Annotated in this window: 18 protein-coding genes; 13 read left to right on the top strand and 5 right to left on the bottom strand. The window is 58.9% G+C overall.

All coding sequences use genetic code 11. The features are described from left to right. Nucleotides 1-157: 157 nt before the first annotated feature. Both PO778_RS07355 and PO778_RS07360 read left to right on the top strand, forming a co-directional pair. Entirely contained in the window at nt 158-814 is a 657-nt protein-coding gene (locus PO778_RS07355; RefSeq protein ID WP_160730274.1) for an alpha/beta hydrolase, read from the top strand. Between the two features lie 147 nt (nt 815-961). Beyond that, the gene (locus tag PO778_RS07360; protein WP_271439099.1) at nt 962-1,648 is read left to right on the top strand and encodes a TonB family protein; all 687 of its coding nucleotides are present in this window, start codon (nt 962-964) and stop codon (nt 1,646-1,648) included. Between the two features lie 11 nt (nt 1,649-1,659). Here PO778_RS07360 and PO778_RS07365 read toward each other — a convergent pair whose 3' ends face one another. Continuing rightward, a complete protein-coding gene (locus tag PO778_RS07365) occupies nt 1,660-1,881 on the bottom strand; it encodes a hypothetical protein (protein WP_160730276.1) in 222 nt (73 codons plus the stop codon). Between the two features lie 135 nt (nt 1,882-2,016). Here PO778_RS07365 and PO778_RS07370 point away from each other — a divergent pair, with 135 nt between their 5' ends. The 4 genes from PO778_RS07370 to PO778_RS07385 all read left to right on the top strand — a co-directional run bounded on the left by PO778_RS07370 (nt 2,017) and on the right by PO778_RS07385 (nt 6,642). After that, on the top strand, nt 2,017-2,376 hold the full coding sequence (locus PO778_RS07370; protein ID WP_160730277.1) for a DUF3597 domain-containing protein: 360 nt from the start codon (nt 2,017-2,019) through the stop codon (nt 2,374-2,376). Nucleotides 2,377-2,478: 102 nt separating this feature from the next. Next, nucleotides 2,479-4,344, top strand: a complete 1,866-nt coding sequence (locus tag PO778_RS07375) for a DUF885 domain-containing protein (RefSeq protein ID WP_271439100.1) — start codon at nt 2,479-2,481, stop codon at nt 4,342-4,344. A gap of 75 nt (nt 4,345-4,419) precedes the next feature. Next, the gene (locus PO778_RS07380) at nt 4,420-4,950 is read left to right on the top strand and encodes a DUF421 domain-containing protein (protein WP_271439101.1); all 531 of its coding nucleotides are present in this window, start codon (nt 4,420-4,422) and stop codon (nt 4,948-4,950) included. Nucleotides 4,951-5,031: 81 nt separating this feature from the next. Further along, nucleotides 5,032-6,642, top strand: coding sequence for a DUF1570 domain-containing protein (locus PO778_RS07385; protein WP_271439102.1), 1,611 nt, complete (start codon nt 5,032-5,034; stop codon nt 6,640-6,642). 22 nt (nt 6,643-6,664) lie between these two features. Here the strand turns inward: PO778_RS07385 and PO778_RS07390 are convergent, their stop codons facing one another. The 3 genes from PO778_RS07390 to PO778_RS07400 form a co-directional block, all read right to left on the bottom strand. Continuing rightward, complete coding sequence (locus tag PO778_RS07390; protein WP_160730281.1) at nt 6,665-7,168, bottom strand: DUF937 domain-containing protein; 504 nt, start codon at nt 7,166-7,168, stop codon at nt 6,665-6,667. A 30-nt stretch (nt 7,169-7,198) separates the two neighbouring features. After that, entirely contained in the window at nt 7,199-7,522 is a 324-nt protein-coding gene (locus PO778_RS07395; RefSeq protein ID WP_160730282.1) for a hypothetical protein, read from the bottom strand. A 221-nt stretch (nt 7,523-7,743) separates the two neighbouring features. Then, entirely contained in the window at nt 7,744-9,339 is a 1,596-nt protein-coding gene (locus tag PO778_RS07400) for a phosphoenolpyruvate carboxykinase (RefSeq protein WP_271439103.1), read from the bottom strand. A 249-nt stretch (nt 9,340-9,588) separates the two neighbouring features. On the opposite strand from PO778_RS07400, the gene PO778_RS07405 reads away from it, so the two are divergent. The 7 genes from PO778_RS07405 to PO778_RS07435 all read left to right on the top strand — a co-directional run bounded on the left by PO778_RS07405 (nt 9,589) and on the right by PO778_RS07435 (nt 14,912). Beyond that, complete coding sequence (locus PO778_RS07405) at nt 9,589-10,362, top strand: response regulator transcription factor (RefSeq protein ID WP_160730284.1); 774 nt, start codon at nt 9,589-9,591, stop codon at nt 10,360-10,362. Further along, nucleotides 10,355-11,935, top strand: coding sequence for an ATP-binding protein (locus tag PO778_RS07410; protein ID WP_271439104.1), 1,581 nt, complete (start codon nt 10,355-10,357; stop codon nt 11,933-11,935). Before PO778_RS07405 ends, PO778_RS07410 begins: the two co-directional genes overlap by 8 nt. Continuing rightward, entirely contained in the window at nt 11,932-12,354 is a 423-nt protein-coding gene (locus PO778_RS07415) for an HPr kinase/phosphorylase (RefSeq protein WP_271439105.1), read from the top strand. Before PO778_RS07410 ends, PO778_RS07415 begins: the two co-directional genes overlap by 4 nt. A 63-nt stretch (nt 12,355-12,417) precedes the next feature. After that, a complete protein-coding gene (gene rapZ / locus PO778_RS07420; protein ID WP_160730287.1) occupies nt 12,418-13,344 on the top strand; it encodes an RNase adapter RapZ in 927 nt (308 codons plus the stop codon). Nucleotides 13,345-13,405: 61 nt separating this feature from the next. Next, a complete protein-coding gene (locus PO778_RS07425; RefSeq protein ID WP_160730288.1) occupies nt 13,406-13,828 on the top strand; it encodes a PTS sugar transporter subunit IIA in 423 nt (140 codons plus the stop codon). Continuing rightward, a complete protein-coding gene (locus tag PO778_RS07430) occupies nt 13,825-14,103 on the top strand; it encodes an HPr family phosphocarrier protein (RefSeq protein ID WP_271439106.1) in 279 nt (92 codons plus the stop codon). Before PO778_RS07425 ends, PO778_RS07430 begins: the two co-directional genes overlap by 4 nt. Beyond that, nucleotides 14,103-14,912 (top strand): TrmH family RNA methyltransferase, encoded by an 810-nt coding sequence (locus tag PO778_RS07435; RefSeq protein WP_271439107.1) that lies wholly within the window; start codon nt 14,103-14,105, stop codon nt 14,910-14,912. Before PO778_RS07430 ends, PO778_RS07435 begins: the two co-directional genes overlap by 1 nt. Here PO778_RS07435 and PO778_RS07440 read toward each other — a convergent pair. Next, complete coding sequence (locus tag PO778_RS07440; protein ID WP_271439108.1) at nt 14,885-16,291, bottom strand: DNA recombination protein RmuC; 1,407 nt, start codon at nt 16,289-16,291, stop codon at nt 14,885-14,887. The genes PO778_RS07435 and PO778_RS07440 overlap by 28 nt on opposite strands. Between the last annotated feature and the right edge of the window lie 93 nt (nt 16,292-16,384).

Here is a 16,384-nt window from a genome sequence, read left to right on the forward strand (position 1 = left end):
GGATCGGTGAAGTCGCCGCATGGTCGAGATAGATACGGTCGGAAATAGCGCCCTCTGGATATGGTTATCACAATTGCGAAAATCGCATGTGACACTATATAGACAGGGAAATACGCCGCGCTACCCGCGCGTCCGCTACATCTGACAGGTTGAACTCATGCCATCCGTAATTTTTCCCGGTCCCGAAGGCCGTCTTGAAGGCCGCTACACACCCGCCCCGCGCCCGCGCGCGCCGGTCGCCATGATCCTGCACCCGCACCCGCAAGGCGGAGGCACGATGAACGAGCGGATTACGCAAAAACTTTTCAAGACTTTCACCGACCGCGGATTTGCAACGCTGCGCTTCAATTTCCGCGGTGTCGGCCGCAGTCAGGGCAGCTTCGACAATGGCATTGGCGAATTGAGCGATGCGGCATCGGCACTCGACTGGGTGCAGTCTATTCATCCCGAAGCGCAAACGACGTGGGTTGCCGGCGTTTCGTTCGGCGCGCTGATCGGCATGCAATTGCTGATGCGCCGACCGGAAGTACGCGGCTTCATCTCGATCGCTCCGCCCGCAAACATGTACGACTTCAGCTTCCTTGCGCCCTGCCCCGCATCGGGCATCTTCATTCAGGGAACCGCAGACACCGTTGTGCAGCCGAGCGCGGTGCAGAAACTGGTCGACAAGCTGCGCACGCAGAAACACATCACCATCCATCACGAAGAGATCCCGCGGGCGAACCACTTCTTCGAGAACGAGCAGGATGAGTTGATGGCCTCGGTCGACAATTACCTCGATTTCCGCCTGGACCCGGCCTGCCCGATCAAGTGATTGTGGGCTAACGCCCCGCACAGCCTGAATTCCTACACACCTGAAATCAGTGGCAAATTGCCACGCGATATACCTTGCTCTTCAAATGTTATGTTGTAACATTGCCCTATCGGAGGCCGCTAAGAGGTCGCAACAGGAGAGCAAGCCATGTCCTATATCGATCAAGGCACGCGGACGAACAAGCCCGCCGCCATTGCCGCAGTTATCGCTATCCATGCCGGCCTCGGCTATGTGCTGGTCAGCGGACTGTCGACGGTAATCGACATCCTCGATCCGCCACCTCCGCTCACAGGCACAACGGTCATCGACCTTCCGCCGTCGCCCCCGCCGAAAGTGGTGGAAGAAGCGGTCAAGCCAAAGGCACCGGTGAGGAACGAGAACGTGACCGCTCCAGACCTTCCGATAACGATTGTCGTGAATGAGGCCGATTTCATCGTCGAACCGACTTTCGATGATTTCGCGGACGAATTGATCCTGAAGCCCGGTACGGGTGCTGGTCTTGGCGGCGGGACGAAGCCAGCCGATCCTCCTGCGTTCGATCCAGTTGCAGCTGCGCCGAAGAACAATCCGGGAGACTGGGTGAGCCAATCCGATTACCGGTCCAGTTGGGTCCGCAAGGAATTTGACGGTCTGGCCCGCTTCAAACTGACGGTCAGCGCCAGCGGCAAAGTCGAAAACTGCCAGATTACCGGATCGACTGGCCATAACGTTCTCGACCAGGCGACTTGCAAACTGGTCCAGCGCCGCGCGCGTTTCGAACCGGCCCGCAACAGCAGCGGCAAAAAGGTCAGCGGTACCTATACCAATGCAGTGCGCTGGCAGCTGCCCGAATAGACCTTACGAAATCACGAGCCTGCAACTGGCCCCTCGATCTGGTCCAACCGGTCGAGGGGCGCTTTTCCTTCGTCGTCGGGAAGTGTCCAGATCGCGATATTGACTGCCGCAATTATGGCCAGAACGACCATCAGCAGAACCTGCTTGATCGGACCGCCTTTTCGCCACAGCAAAAATGCCCCGAATAGAAGTGCGACAACCGCGAGTGCCAAGATCGAAAGAACTGTATTCATATCGTTCGGATAGCGCTTTTTACCAGTATGTGTCACCCTGAAAGAGTGGAACTAAAGCGACTCTGGACCGTTACATGTCTGAGTCGCAAATCTGCGGTAAAACTCACATTTCGAAATAGACGGGAGAATTAGGTAATGGGTATTTTCAGCTCGATCAAAAACGCGATCTTCGGCAAAAAAGAAGAGAAAGCAGCACCGACGGCACCGGTCACGCCAGCTGCCAGCACCCAGCCAGCTGCGATCAGCGAAGTTGATGTTGCTGCCCGTCTTGATGCGATGGACGGTTCCGACAAACTGAACTGGCGCACCTCGATCGTCGACTTGATGAAGCTGATTGGCGTGGATTCTTCCTTCGCCAATCGCAAGGAATTGGCCGGCGAGCTTGGCGACACGAATTATTCCGGATCGGCTGAAGAGAATATCTGGCTGCACAAGAAAACGATGCAGGAACTTGCCAAGAATGGCGGCAAGGTTCCAGCCGAATTCCTCGACTGATCTGTCAGACATTGAACTGGAAGGGGCGGGCGTTTGCTCGCCCCTTTTTTGTGGGCGCATGACGGTTTGACACGGTGCCTGCGCCGCGCCACACACTCAGCCATGACCACACCACAATTTCAGATAACTCGCCGTCAAGCCATCGCTGGCCTTGGCGCCACAACCGCTGTCACACTTGGCGGCTGCACGACCATCGCCGCTGGCGAAGGCACAATTTCAGCGTCTGCCCAGACGCGCAGCACCCAGCTCATGCTGGAAAAAGTCGCATACAATTTGCTTCAGCATGAGCCTGAGAGAGCCACCGGGCTCGGCGTCGACACCGGCGATCATTCCGGTCTGCGAGGCAGGCTGGAAGATCAGTCGCCAGAGGGGCAGGCAGCCTATGCGGTTCAGCTCAAAACCGATTTGCAGATTATCCGCAGCTGGCCGCGTGAAGGCCTCGATGCGGAAAACATCACCAACCTTGAGGTCGTGCAAAGCGGATACGAGACGGCGCTGGCCGGTTTCGCCTTGCCATACGGCGATGTCCCGGTCGGCAGCTGGCGCACCGCGCCCTATGTCGTAATCCAGAATGTCGGTAGTTATCTCGACCTGCCCCGTTTCATGGGCTCCACTCACCCACTCGCCGATGTTGAAGATGCCGAAGCATATCTTGCGCGGCTTGAAGCCGTCCCCGGCGTTTTCGCGGGCGAGCTGGAACGGATGAAGCAGGCCCGGGCAATGGGCGTGGTTCCGCCTGATTTTCTGCTTGCGAAGGCAGTCAGCCAGATGAAGGCGACGCTGGGTGACCTGATGCAGGGCGGCGGATCTTTGGTCGATCCATTGCGCACAGCCGGTGCCACCCTGCCCGGCACCCGCAAATGGGCGACCGAAGGAGAGAAGATCACTCTCGAGAAGGTTGCCCCGGCACTGGAAGCGCAGCTAGCCGAACTGTTCAAGGAACAGACTGTAGCCACGGGCAATCCCGGAATGCGCGAGCGGCCTTTTGGTGAGGAATGGTATTCCTGGGCGCTGCGTTCCAGCACCACGACCAGCAAGACGCCTGATGAAATTCACCGGCAGGGCCTCGCCGAACTGGAGGAACTGCACGGCAAGATGGACCCGATCCTGCGCGAAATCGGCTATACCACGGGCAGTGTCGGTGAACGCATGCAGGCACTGAGCCAAGACCCGCGCTACAAATTTGCCGTAGGTGATCCCGGCCGCGCGGAGATCATGGAATTCATCAATGAACGGGTCGACTGGATCAAGGCGCAAATGCCGCGCGCGTTCAACACTCTGGTCGATCCCAATATGGAAATCCGCCGCCTCCCGCCCGCCGAAGAGCCCGGCGCACCCGGCGCATATGGCGGAGCAGGCAGCAAGGACGGATCAATCCCGGGCCGCATGTGGATCAATCTGCACACCACCGACTTGCACCGGAAGTACGATCTTGCCGATCTGACATATCATGAGACTATACCCGGCCACGTCTGGGAGGGTGAGTATTCCAATCGTCTGCCACTGATCCGGTCGATCCTGGCGTTCAATCCGTTCAGCGAAGGCTGGGGACTGTATGCCGAGCAGTTGGCCGACGAGCTTGGCGCGTATGACGATTTCAAGGTCGGCCGCCTCGGTTACCTGCAATCACTCGCCTTCCGTGCCTGCCGGATGGTGGTCGACACGGGCCTTCATTCGAAAGGCTGGAGCCGCGAGCGCGCGGTCAACTTCTTCGTCGAACGCAACGGATCGAAAAAGCAGGAAGTCGCCAGCGAAGTCGACCGTTATTGCAGCTGGCCAGGTCAGGCCACGGGCTACAAGCTGGGCCACAGCGAAATCGTCAGCCAGCGCAGCCGCGCACAGACCGAGCTGGGCGGCAAATATGATTTCAAGGCTTTCAACGATGCGGTCATTCTTGGCGGCAACGTTCCGATGGATGTGCTTGCCAAGAACGTCGACCGCTATATCGGATCCGCAACCGGCGCCTGAGGGAACAATGCCGCAGCTGGTTCGCTCCCTTAACAAGAGCGAACGCAGCTGCGGGCGCGTTTCCAAGGGGCCAGCATGTTTTTTCCATCCGATCCTGTCATCGATGCCATCGCCCGGGGGCTTTTGCTTTCGATCATTGCGATGGTCTGGGTAGTGCTGCTGATCCGCACAAACGGGCTTCGCTCACTTTCGAAAATGACCAATTTCGACTTCGTCATGACAGTCGCGCTGGGCTCGTTGGTCGCCGGTGCCTCTCAAGCGAGCGATTGGCCGACGCTGGCTCAGGTCGGCGCAGCAATGCTGGCGCTGTTTGTGTTCCAGAACATTTCGTCCCGGCTGCGCAAAAGCTCGGACAAGATAGAAAGTGCGATGCAAAATGATCCCGTCCTGCTTATGAAGGATGGGAAGATTTGCCACGAGGCGCTGAAGGCAGAACGGGTCGCACAATCGGATCTCATCGCGAAGCTGCGCGAAGCAAACGCCCTTGAATTCTCCAAGATCAGGGCCGTCGTGTTAGAGACAACAGGTGACGTTTCGGTTCTGCATGGCGACACTGAAGTCGATACGCGACTGACAGAGAATGTGAGAGACTTAAGCCAGAAATAAAACCGGCCCAAACAACACTCTGTAACTTCGTAGTTCTTCCGCTATCATCGGTGCGAACGAACAGACTACGGGTTGGGATTTATGATTGATCGCTTGCTGGCACTCGTCGCCGCATCTTTCCTCGTTTTGCCGAATAGTGCCCAAGCAAAGTGGCGGGTCGCGGAAAGCGACTATTTTGTCGTCTATGCAGATGATAGCGAGAAAGATATTCGCCAGTTTGCGCAGATGCTGGAAAGCTATCATGCCGCGATGGAGTATGTGAGCGGCCGCACCGTGCCCAAACCCAGCCCGTCCAACAGAGTTACGATCTTTGCGGTCGGCAGCCGTCGCAGCTTGCAGAAACTCTATGGTGAGAACAGCCGATACATCGGCGGCTTTTATGTTCCCCGTGCTGGCGGATCGCGCGCATTCGTCCCCGACATCCGGATGAGCAACCGGGAACCGACCGCTTCCATGCGAACGCTGCTCCACGAATACGCGCATCACTTCATGATCTCGGGCTCGCGGTTCGCAATGCCGCGCTGGATCAACGAGGGCGCAGCCGAATTCTTCGCTTCGGCAAAGTTCCCCGCTAACGGAAACGTTGTGGTGGGCCGCCCGGCCAATCACCGTGCAAACGAGCTGTTTTATGCTGACAAGGTTTCGGTCCGCGAATTGTTCGACCGCGAACTTTACGCTGAAAATCGCGGGAAGCGGTATGACGCATTCTATGGCCGCAGCTGGCTGCTGTATCATTACCTGACCTTCAATCAGGAACGTCAGGGACAAATGAGGGCGTATCTGGCCGCGCTGGCCGGTGGCCAGGATGCGCTTGACGCTGCACAATCAGCCTTTGGCGATCTGGACCAGCTTGAAGATGAGTTGGACAAATATCAGCGCGCCAAGCGGATGTATAACTTCACGATCAGTCCCGACAAACTGGAGACAGGGGCGATTACAGTCCGCGAAGTAAGCGAAGGGCATAACAAGGTTTTGCCGCTGCAAATCGTCTCACAGCGCGGCGTCAACCGCGAAGAGGCGATAGAGTTGCTCGAAGAGGTCCGCGAGATTGCGGAAGAATACCCGGCTGACGCGGCGGTTCAGGCAGTCTTGGCCGAAGCCGAGCATGACGCCGGCAACTACGCAGAAGCCATCGCCGCAGCTGACAGGGCCATCGCGGCCAATTCTGGCACCAAGAACGCTTATATCCAGAAAGGTTATTCGCTGTTCAGGCTGGCAACTGACGCTGAAGATCGCGGCAAGGCCTATGGCGAAGCGATGGTGCCATTCTCAAAACTCAACAAACTGGAAAACGATCACCCTCTGCCGCTGATCTATTACTACCGCAGCTACGCAGAGCGCGGGCTGGAACCACCGGAACAGGCCAAGCACGCCCTTGAGCGGGCAGCACAGCTGGCACCTTTCGATCAGGGGCTGTGGATGAGGGTCGGCAGGATGCAGGCACAGGAAGGCAAGATCGGCCTGGCATCGCACAGCGTTCGTCCGCTGATGTCCAACCCGCATGGCGGGCGGCTTGCAGCTGAAGCACGTCGGTTCGTAGCCGCTTTGGAAAAGGCACCCGAGGGCGAGCCTTTCGACGTCTCTATGCTGTCATCCATGCCGGTGGTCGAAATCGTGCCGACTGATGGTGATGACGAGGGCGCCTCCGAGCCGGACGGCGCAGACGAATCAGGAAACAGCGGCGGGGCCTGATAACGGCCCCGCCGCCGCCTGGTTACCTGGTCATCATGCCGGTAACGATGGAGCCGAGAATGCCGCCCAGCGCTCCTCCGCCCTGTTGCTGCGCCCCGCCACCTGCGGCGTTCTTGGCCATATAACCAGCCGCCGCCATCGCCAGAATCGGCAACATTTTCTTCAGGATCGCTTCATCGATCCCGGTCAGTGCGGCAACTTCGCCAGCGACGCCGCGGCTCACATCCTTGCTGCCAAAGATTGTACCGAGGATATCGTTCCCCTGTTGGGTTGGCGTTGGTGACTGGCCGAGAACTGCGTCGAGCATGTTACCGCCCCCGCCGCCAAGAATGGCACCTGCCAGACCGCCAAGACCGCCTAGCGGATCGCTGGTGGCCGCACCGCCAGTCGCACTGCGGCCCATGCCTGCCACGATTGCGGGCAACAGCGCACCGGCGCCCACCTTTGCTGTCTGCGGGTCGATACCCAGTTCGCCGGCCATGCTTTCGATGACGCCGCTTTGCTGTAACATTTGTGCAAGGCTCATACTGCCCTCCTGATTGTAATAGGGTTCAGTTCATTTCTTGCCGAAAAGCTTGCCGGCAAACCCGGCAATCTCGTCCAGCGGATTACCGTCGCCATCCTGATCGATCATCGCAGCGAACTTGCTCAGCGATCCTTCGCCGCCAACATGCTGCACGATCTGGTTGAGCACGCCGGTGTCCAGCCCGGTCTTGGCAGATGCGAGTTCGACCGTGTCGCCTTGCATCTGATGGGTCTGGCCAAGTGCCGCGATCGCCTTTTCCGCCATCGCGGGATCGATGCCGATCTTGTCGGCAAGGTTCGCAACATCATCCGGCGCGCCGCCGATGTTTTTAAGAATTTCGTCGAAAAGACCCAATGTTATTCTCCTGCTATTTCAGTCAGGAGTATCATGTCCGAATACGGACCAATGTAAAGGGGCTGAACGTTCGCCCGATCATTCGGCAGAAGCCTGCCCCTCAGACCCATTTATCCATAATATCAATATCTTGGACCGCGAAATGACCGGCGGCCACGAAAAAGGCCCCCTTCCCCCTCAGGGGAAAGAGGCCTTTCCTCTCCAACTGGAAATCAGTCTGGTCAGGCAGCCGTCGGCGCAGCCTTGCGCACGCCTTCGTCGACATGCTCTTCAAATTCCGAGAAATTGTCGACGAACAGCTGCACCAGCTTTTGAGCGGTGCGGTCGTATTCCTCACCATCAGCCCAGGTCGAGCGGGGTTCGAGGATGCTGCTGTCGACGCCCGGAACAGCCACTGGCACTTCGAAACCGAAATTCGGGTCCTTGCGGAATTCAGCGTTGTTGAGCGATCCGTCGAGTGCCGCATTGAGTAGGGCGCGCGTTGCCTTGATCGGCATGCGGTTGCCAACACCGTACTTGCCGCCGGTCCAGCCGGTGTTGACCAGCCAGCAGGCAACCCCGCCCTTGGCGATGCGCTCTTTCAAAAGATTGCCGTAAACACTTGGATGGCGCGGCATGAAAGGTGCACCGAAACAGGTGCTGAAAGTGGCCTCTGGCTCGGTCACGCCGATTTCAGTGCCGGCAACCTTCGCGGTGTATCCCGACAGGAAGTGATACATTGCCTGATCGGGCGTCAGCCGCGAAATCGGAGGCAATACGCCGAAGGCATCTGCGGTAAGCATGATGACATTGCTCGGCACCGGGCCAAGATTGTCTTCCGATGTGTTGGGGATCGATTCGATCGGATAGGCACCGCGGGTATTCTCCGCGAGCGAGTTGTCGTCGAAGTCCAGTTCGCGGGTTTCGGGGTCCATCACGACGTTTTCAAGAACCGTCCCGAACTTGCGCGTGGTGGCGTAGATTTCCGGCTCGGCTTCTTCCGAGAGGCGGATCATCTTTGCGTAGCAACCGCCCTCGAAATTGAAGACCGCGGTGTCCGACCAGCCATGTTCGTCGTCGCCGATCAGTGTACGGCTGGCATCAGCCGAAAGCGTGGTCTTACCGGTGCCCGACAGGCCGAAGAATACGGCGGTCTTTCCGTCAGAACCAATATTCGCCGAACAGTGCATTGGCATCACGCCCTTGGCCGGCAGCAGATAATTCAGGATGCCGAACACGCTCTTCTTCATCTCGCCAGCATATTTCGTGCCGCCGATCAGGATCAGCTTCTCTGCCAGATTGACCGCAATCACGGTTTCGCTGCGCGTCCCATGGCGTTCCGGATCAGCGCGGAAGCTGGGCAGATCGATGATCGTATATTCAGGGGTGAAATCGGCGAGTTCATCCGCAGTCGGGCGAACCAGCAGAGTGCGAATGAACAGGTTGTGCCATGCCAGTTCGTTGATCACGCGAACATTCACGCGGTATTCCGGCTGCGATCCGCCAAACAGGTCAGCCACGTAGAGCGTGTCCTTCTGTCCAACAGCGGCGAGGAAATCCTGTTTCAGATTCGCGAAGTGTTCAGCGGTCATCGACTTGTTGACCTTGCCCCACCAGACCGTGTCTTCGGTCGTATCGTCGCGAACGATGAATTTGTCGTTCGCAGAACGGCCGGTGTGCTGCCCGGTTTCAACAACCAGCGGCCCGTGCTTCGCCAGGCGGCCTTCGCCGTTGGCAAGTGCCTGTTCAACCAATTGTGCCGTACCCAGATTGGGATGGATCGTGGCCGAAGTTTCGATGTTCTGGCTGGCAAGCGGGAATGAAAGCGGGGTTGTCACAAATGTCTCCTGACCCGGCCAACAAGCGCGGGATTTTAGGTCGCTACGGTGGTAACCGATTCGCCTGCATACGAATGCACCGGCGTTCGCTAGCCGCATAATCATCCCGCGCCGCTACGTCAAACCGGCGGGCGCTCACGCGGCCTGAAATCAGGTTGGGCGCAGGATTTCGCCGCTCTCGCGTTGTCTAGCGCGGTAGAAATCGCTACTTCACCAGCAATCGAAATATTCAGTGTGCTTGGAGAGGGAATGTCGCAACCGCAGCAGCGGTCCGTGATCGGACATGGCGAGGAACCTGCCGACGGGCAGCAGGTGATCGCGCTTGTCGATGATGACCGTAATATCCTGACGACAGTTTCGATTGCGCTGCAGGCGGAAGGGTATGCGACGCGCCTGTATTCCGACGGCCAAGCAGCCCTGAAAGCCTTGCTGGAAAATCCGCCAGACCTCGCCGTTTTCGACATCAAGATGCCGCGCATGGACGGGATGGAACTGCTTCGCCGATTGCGCCAGAATTCCGCCCTTCCCGTCATTTTCCTGACCAGCAAGGATGATGAACAGGACGAGGAGGCCGGGCTTGCTCAGGGCGCGGATGATTACATCGCCAAACCTTTCAGCCTGCGCCTGCTGCTCGCCCGCATCCGCGCAATCCTGCGCCGCAGCGATGCGCGGGCTGCGATCATTACCGGGCCAGAGGGTGATGAAGGCAGCAATCCCGCTGGGACGATTGAACGCGGCCGGTTGTCGATGGACCCTGCCCGCCATCATGTGACCTGGAATGACAAACCCGTATCACTCACGGTAACCGAATTCCTCATCCTGGAAGCCCTTGCTGCGCGTCCCGGGGTGATCAAGTCACGCAACCAGTTGATGGACGCGGCCTATCCCGACGATATCTTCGTGGATGACCGTACGGTGGATAGCCACATCAAGCGGATGCGGCGCAAATTCCGCAGCGTGGATTCCGATTTCAATGCGATAGATACGCTTTACGGCGCGGGATACAGCTTCACCGATGGCTGACAGCACGATTGGAGAAAAGCTGGAAGCTGGCTTGGACAAGCTCAGCTGGTCCAGCTGGATTTCGCTCACTTCCCGTATTCTTGCAGTGAACATACTGCCGCTTGCCTTGCTTGGCGGCGGTATCTTCTACCTCGACGGTTACCGCAAACAGCTGCTCGACGAACGCTACAAACTTGCCCGGATCGAGGCGCAGATTACCGCAGAGGCGCTGGCGGGGGCGACCCGCGAACGACAGGAAGCGCTGCTCATCCAGATCGGCAAGGAACAGCGGATGCGCCTGCGCATGTTCGATGCGGAAGGAAATTTGTGGGCCGACAGCTTTGCGCTGGACGAACCTGCCTTTGCATTCGACGATGTGGGGCAGGATACCTGGCGGGAAGATTTCGCCCAGATGCTGGACCGCGCGGTGGACACGATCGTCGGCGCCGAACCGATCCCGGATTACATCGAGCCGGCAGAGGCGCAGGCCGATTCCTGGCCCGAACTTGCAAGAGCGCGCGAACAAGGTCTGTCGCAGATCCAGCTGCGTGATGCGCCTGACGGGACCCCTGTAATCAATGCGGCGGCGCCTGTGGGACTGAAGGGGTCGACCCTGCTTACCACCCGCAATGCCGTGGACATCACCGAAACCGTTCGCAGCGCCCGCACAACGCTGGTCGGCGCGGTGTTCCTTGCGCTGTTTATCTCCATCGCGCTGTCGCTTTATCTGGCGCGGACCATTGTCCTGCCGCTTCGTTCACTGGCCAAGGCTGCCATCCGGGTGCGGCTCGGGCGGGAACGCGAAGTCGAAGTCCCTCGCCTGCCTGAAAGAGCAGATGAAATCGGCCTGCTCGCACGCGCTGTCTCGGATATGACCGACGCCCTGCGCCTGCGCATCGATGCCGTCGAACATTTCGCCGCCGATGTCGCCCACGAGATCAAGAACCCGTTGGCCAGTCTGCGCAGCGCAATCGAGTCGCTCGCTCGGGTCGATGATCCGGAACTCCGCAAACAATTGACCGACATTGCATCACATGACGTTCGCCGGATCGACCGGCTGGTAACGGAAATCTCCGATGCGAGCAGGATCGATGCCGAAATGTCGCGCGCAAAGTTCGAACCGATCGATCTGGCCGCTCTTGCCGAAGCGATTATCGAGCGGCGCGAATACCGCGATGAAAACCGCAACCTTACAGTTGAAGTAGCAAAACCACTTGGCGCCGCGAACGTGATGGGCGTTCCCGTCAGGCTAGAGCGTGTGATCGAAAACCTGCTCGACAATGCGGTCTCGTTTTCCCCGCAGAACGGCCGCATCGACATGCAAATCGATATCGAAGACCAGACCGTGCGCCTGACGGTGTGCGACCAAGGTCCGGGCATTCCGGAGGATGCGCGCGAGAAAGTCTTCCAGCGCTTCCATTCGCTGCGGCCCGATGCCGAAGCATTCGGTAATCATAGCGGCCTGGGCCTCGCCATCGCCAGAACAATTGCAGAGGCGCATGGAGGGTCGCTGTTCGCACAAAGCCGCGCCGATGGCACAAACGGTGCGTGCCTCGTCCTGTCGCTGCCGCACGTTGTCGAAAACGCGTTATGACCGACCCGACGCTGCGCCAGGCGACAGCGGTGTCGATCGAAGGCCGCGGAATGTTGATCGAAGGTTCGCCGGGCGCGGGAAAGACTTCTCTTGCCCTGGAGCTGATTGATCGCGGTGCGATGCTGATCGGGGATGATGGCGTGACGCTCGATGTGCAGAACGGCCGTCTGCATGCTTCCCCTCCGCCAAACACCGAAGGCCTGATTGAGATACGGAATGTCGGGATCGCGGCGCTGCCCGTCACAGATGCGCCGGTTTGCCTTGTCCTTGCGCTAACCGGTGATGCGCCGCGCTATGTCGAGCAGGCTGAAATTATAGATATTGAAGGTCACGCAATACCGCGGCTGCAATTCGACCCACGCCTGTCGCCTGCGGCGACACGGGTGCATTGGGCAATGCGGATCCATGGATTGCCATGATCGCTGCCTTTCCTGTGAAAGACCTTTGCAGGCGGCAGTTTTAGGCCCAGACCACGAAGCCCGATGACCAACGATTCGCCAACCACAACAACCGATCGACGCCAGCACATTCTGCTGGTCACGGGCCTTTCCGGCGCTGGAAAAACAACCGCGCTGCGGGTTCTCGAAGATCTCGGATGGGAAGCGATCGATAATTTCCCCATTCGCCTTCTTGGCCGTTTGATCGGACGCAGCGGCAGCGACGAACAGCGAACCCCGCTGGCCATCGGATTCGATTCCCGCACGCGCGGTTTCGTCCCGCAAGACATTATCGCCAAGGTGAAAGAACTGTCAGAGCGCGACGATCTGTTGGTCACAACGGTATTCCTCGATTGCGCGAGCGGGGAACTCGAACGCCGGTACAATGAAACGCGCCGCCGCCACCCTATGGCGCAAGGGCGGCCGGTACGGGTGGGCATCCAGGCGGAACGCGAATTGCTGGAGCCGCTGCGTCGCTGGGCTGATGTGGTGATCGATACGTCGGAGTTTTCCAGCAACCAGTTGCAGCAAAACGTTCGCGAACAGTTTGGCGGCAGTGCTCCGCAAAGCATGTCGATCATTATTTCCAGCTTCGGATTTGCCCGCGGCACGCCGCCTCTGGCCGACTTGGTGTTCGACATGCGGTTTCTCGATAATCCGCACTGGATAGAAGATCTGCGTGAGCAGACCGGGTTGGACAAACCCGTGGGTGATCATATCCGCAGCGATCCGGCATTTGATACCGCATTCGCCCAAATCCGCGCATTGCTGGGCACTCTGCTCCCCCGATATGCCGCGCAGGGCAAAAGCTACGTCAACATCGCGTTCGGCTGCACCGGCGGCCGTCACCGCTCTGTATTTACCGCGGCGCGGATGGCCGATGCCTTGCAAGAAGACGGCTTTTCGCCCACGGTCATTCATCGCAATCTGGCCTCGCGCGCCGCGGATGAAATTGAAGGACCCAAGGCATGATCGCCACCTTGCGCAGCATTGCCCTTGCGCCTTTACGAAAATCGTCACACATGCGCCGACCATGATTGGAGTCATTCTGGTTACGCACGGCGATCTCGCCAACGAATTCGTCAATGCGATGGAGCATGTCGTCGGCAAGCAGGATGCGATCGCCACGATCTGCATCGGCCCAAACGACGATATGGAGGCCCGCCGCGCGGAAATCGCCTCTGCAATCGAAGATGTCGATAGCGGTGCCGGTGTCATCATTTTGACAGACCTGTTCGGAGGCACACCATCCAACCTGGCGATTTCGCTGCTGGACAAGGGCCGGGTCGAAGTCATCGCCGGGATCAATCTGCCCATGCTGATCAGGCTGGCCGGCGCACGCAAGAAGAACGATTTGCTGACGACCGCGATGGCCGCACGCGATGCGGGCCGCAACTATATCACCATCGCATCCGAATTCCTTGGCCAGGAGAATGCCGAGGCAAAGGCATCATGAGCGAAGTTCGCCGCACAATCACCATTGTCAATCAGCGCGGCCTGCACGCGCGGGCCAGCGCAAAATTCGTCGGCGCAGTGGCCGCCTTGCCAACTGGCGTCAACGTAAAGGTCGCCAAGGATGGTAACGAGGCCGCAGGCGGTTCGATCCTGGGCCTGATGATGCTGGGCGCGGCGAAGGGCGATACGATCGATTTGATCGTCACCGGCGAAAACAGCAACGCGATCCTGCACGAACTTGGCGCGCTGGTCGAAGACGGCTTCGGCGAAGAATAATGTCCTTTGCAGGTCGGCGCGAAATCACCGGATTCTCCAATCCGACGGTCAAATACCTGCGCAGTCTGCGCGACAAGAAACACCGCAAGCGCGAAGGCAAATTCCTGGCCGAAGGGCTGCGATTGCTGACCGATGCCCGTGAATGCGGGCGCCTGCCGGAAACGCTGGTCATGGCCAAGGGACGCGATCCGCACGCTTTGCTGACCGAGCTGGAAGGCGCAGTCGAGGCACATGGCGGTGAGATTATCGAAACCACCGCCGATATCCTTACCAAGATTACAGGCAAGGATAACCCGCAGGCCGTAGCCGGGGTGTTCAGTGAATTCGACACGTCTCTGGGCGCACTGGACCGGAGCTCGGCTGGCATCTGGATGGTCGCTCAGGCTCTGCGTGATCCGGGCAATCTGGGCACCATGCTGCGCACCTGCGATGCGATCGGGGCCGGCGGCCTGATCCTGATTGACGACTGCGCCGATCCCTTTTCCGTGGAGGCCGTTCGCGCCAGCATGGGGGCGATTTTCACTCAGCAGGTGGCGCAGGCAGACTGGGCGGATTTCGTCACATGGCTGCGCGCAGGCGATGGCCAGCTGGTCGCAGCAAGCCTGCGTGATGCAGTGCCCTATCGCGGCGCCCCTTATGCCGGACCCTGTTTCATTCTGGTCGGCAACGAATCGCGCGGTCTGCCGGAGGAATATGAGGCCGAGTGCGACCTGCGCGTCACGATGCCGATGAGAGGCCGCGCCGACAGCCTGAACGCTGCGGTTGCAGGCGCAGTACTCGCTTACGAAGTGCTGGCGTCGCTGGACTGATCCGGCAGGGAAGCCTGCTCGTCAGATTGCACGTCGGCAGCGGTATAGCGCGGGGCCGATTCCACCAGAGGAACCTCTTCGATCTCGCGCTTGCCTATTTCGATGCCCTTCTCAGCCAGACGCTTGCCCGAAGACAGGACATTGCGTTCAAAGCTGCCGACGAACTTGTTGTAATTGCCGACCGCCGTTTCGAGGCCGGAACCGACCCGCTTCAAATGCTGTGATGCAACAGCGAGGCGTTCGTAAAGCTCTGCCCCGGCCTTTCCGATTTCACGTGCTTCATCGGCCAGCTGATCCTGCCGCCAAACCTGCGCAATGGTGCGTGCAATGGCGACCAGATTGGTCGGCGTGGCCAGCAAGACACCGTTCTGGAAGGCGAAATCCCACAGGTCTGGATCAGCTTCCAGCGCGGCGGCGACGAAGTGTTCGCCGGGCACAAACATCACCACGTAATCAGGCGCGTCATCGAACTGGCTCTGATAACTTTTCGCGCCCAATTGCTGAACGTGGCCGCGCATTGATTTGGCGTGCGCGGCAAGTGCGGCCTTGCGCACATTGTCGTCATCAGTTTCAAACGCTTCCTGATAGGCGTTGAGCGAAACCTTTGCATCGATAACCAGTTTCTTCTGGCCGGGCACGTTGACGATGGCATCCGGCCGCAAGCGCCCTTCTTCCGTATCAATCGATTGTTCCAGATTGAAATCGGTGTGCTGCGAGAGACCGCATTGTTCGAGCACGTTCTGCAGCGCCCGTTCCCCCCAACGGCCGCGAGCCTTTGGCCCTGCCGTCAGTGAATTGCTCAGCTTTTGCGCCTCGCGCCGGACTTCTTCCTGGCCAAGGCGCATCTGTTCGATCTGCGTGTTGAGCGAGGTGAAAGCATTGGTGCGCTTCTCCTCCAGCGCGGTAACCTGATCCTCGTATTTCTTCAGCCGGTCGCCCACAGGCTGGAGCAGCGCCTTGATCTTTTCTTCCGATGTCTTTTCCGAATGACCCAGCCGCTCGTTCGCTCGCTCAAGGAATTTCTCCTGCGCAGCGCCAAGCACCTTCGCGCCGGTATTCTCGAATTCCTTCAGCAGTTTTTCGCGCGATTCTTCAAGCAATCGCTTTTGTTCCGCGAACCCGGCTGCCTGCGCCTTGAGCGCAGTGAGTTCCTCGCTGGTGCGATCGAGCCTTTCCGCCAGCGCATCCGCACGCGAGGCGCGGTCGCTCATGGTTGCCAGTTCAGGCGCCATGCGGCCGACCTTGTCCGATGCTTCCTTGGCCTCAGCGTCGCGTTGCTCATAGCGCGTTTTCCAATCGGCTACGGGCCGCGAGCCAACAAAAAATCCGAGCGCGCCGCCAACCACCAAAGCAACTAGCGCGGCTATCAATCCAATCATGTCCATTTACGGAACATAGCTGGAACGTTTGGCCAATCCAAGCTCCATCTGGAACCAATCCCCTGCCTCGTTCGCTGATCCATGGAAAAGGAG

Source organism: Pontixanthobacter luteolus, from assembly GCF_947494915.1.
In the GTDB taxonomy this organism is placed as follows: Bacteria; Pseudomonadota; Alphaproteobacteria; order Sphingomonadales; family Sphingomonadaceae; genus Pontixanthobacter; species Pontixanthobacter luteolus.

Coding starts and splice junctions, on each gene's coding strand:
- PO778_RS07355 (WP_160730274.1), top strand. CDS start 158: ATGCCATCCGTAATTTTTCCCGGTCCCGAAGGCCGTCTTGAAGGCCGC.
- PO778_RS07360 (WP_271439099.1), top strand. CDS start 962: ATGTCCTATATCGATCAAGGCACGCGGACGAACAAGCCCGCCGCCATT.
- PO778_RS07365 (WP_160730276.1), bottom strand. CDS start 1,881: ATGAATACAGTTCTTTCGATCTTGGCACTCGCGGTTGTCGCACTTCTA.
- PO778_RS07370 (WP_160730277.1), top strand. CDS start 2,017: ATGGGTATTTTCAGCTCGATCAAAAACGCGATCTTCGGCAAAAAAGAA.
- PO778_RS07375 (WP_271439100.1), top strand. CDS start 2,479: ATGACCACACCACAATTTCAGATAACTCGCCGTCAAGCCATCGCTGGC.
- PO778_RS07380 (WP_271439101.1), top strand. CDS start 4,420: ATGTTTTTTCCATCCGATCCTGTCATCGATGCCATCGCCCGGGGGCTT.
- PO778_RS07385 (WP_271439102.1), top strand. CDS start 5,032: ATGATTGATCGCTTGCTGGCACTCGTCGCCGCATCTTTCCTCGTTTTG.
- PO778_RS07390 (WP_160730281.1), bottom strand. CDS start 7,168: ATGAGCCTTGCACAAATGTTACAGCAAAGCGGCGTCATCGAAAGCATG.
- PO778_RS07405 (WP_160730284.1), top strand. CDS start 9,589: ATGTCGCAACCGCAGCAGCGGTCCGTGATCGGACATGGCGAGGAACCT.
- PO778_RS07410 (WP_271439104.1), top strand. CDS start 10,355: ATGGCTGACAGCACGATTGGAGAAAAGCTGGAAGCTGGCTTGGACAAG.
- PO778_RS07415 (WP_271439105.1), top strand. CDS start 11,932: ATGACCGACCCGACGCTGCGCCAGGCGACAGCGGTGTCGATCGAAGGC.
- rapZ (WP_160730287.1), top strand. CDS start 12,418: ATGACCAACGATTCGCCAACCACAACAACCGATCGACGCCAGCACATT.
- PO778_RS07425 (WP_160730288.1), top strand. CDS start 13,406: ATGATTGGAGTCATTCTGGTTACGCACGGCGATCTCGCCAACGAATTC.
- PO778_RS07430 (WP_271439106.1), top strand. CDS start 13,825: ATGAGCGAAGTTCGCCGCACAATCACCATTGTCAATCAGCGCGGCCTG.
- PO778_RS07435 (WP_271439107.1), top strand. CDS start 14,103: ATGTCCTTTGCAGGTCGGCGCGAAATCACCGGATTCTCCAATCCGACG.
- PO778_RS07440 (WP_271439108.1), bottom strand. CDS start 16,291: ATGATTGGATTGATAGCCGCGCTAGTTGCTTTGGTGGTTGGCGGCGCG.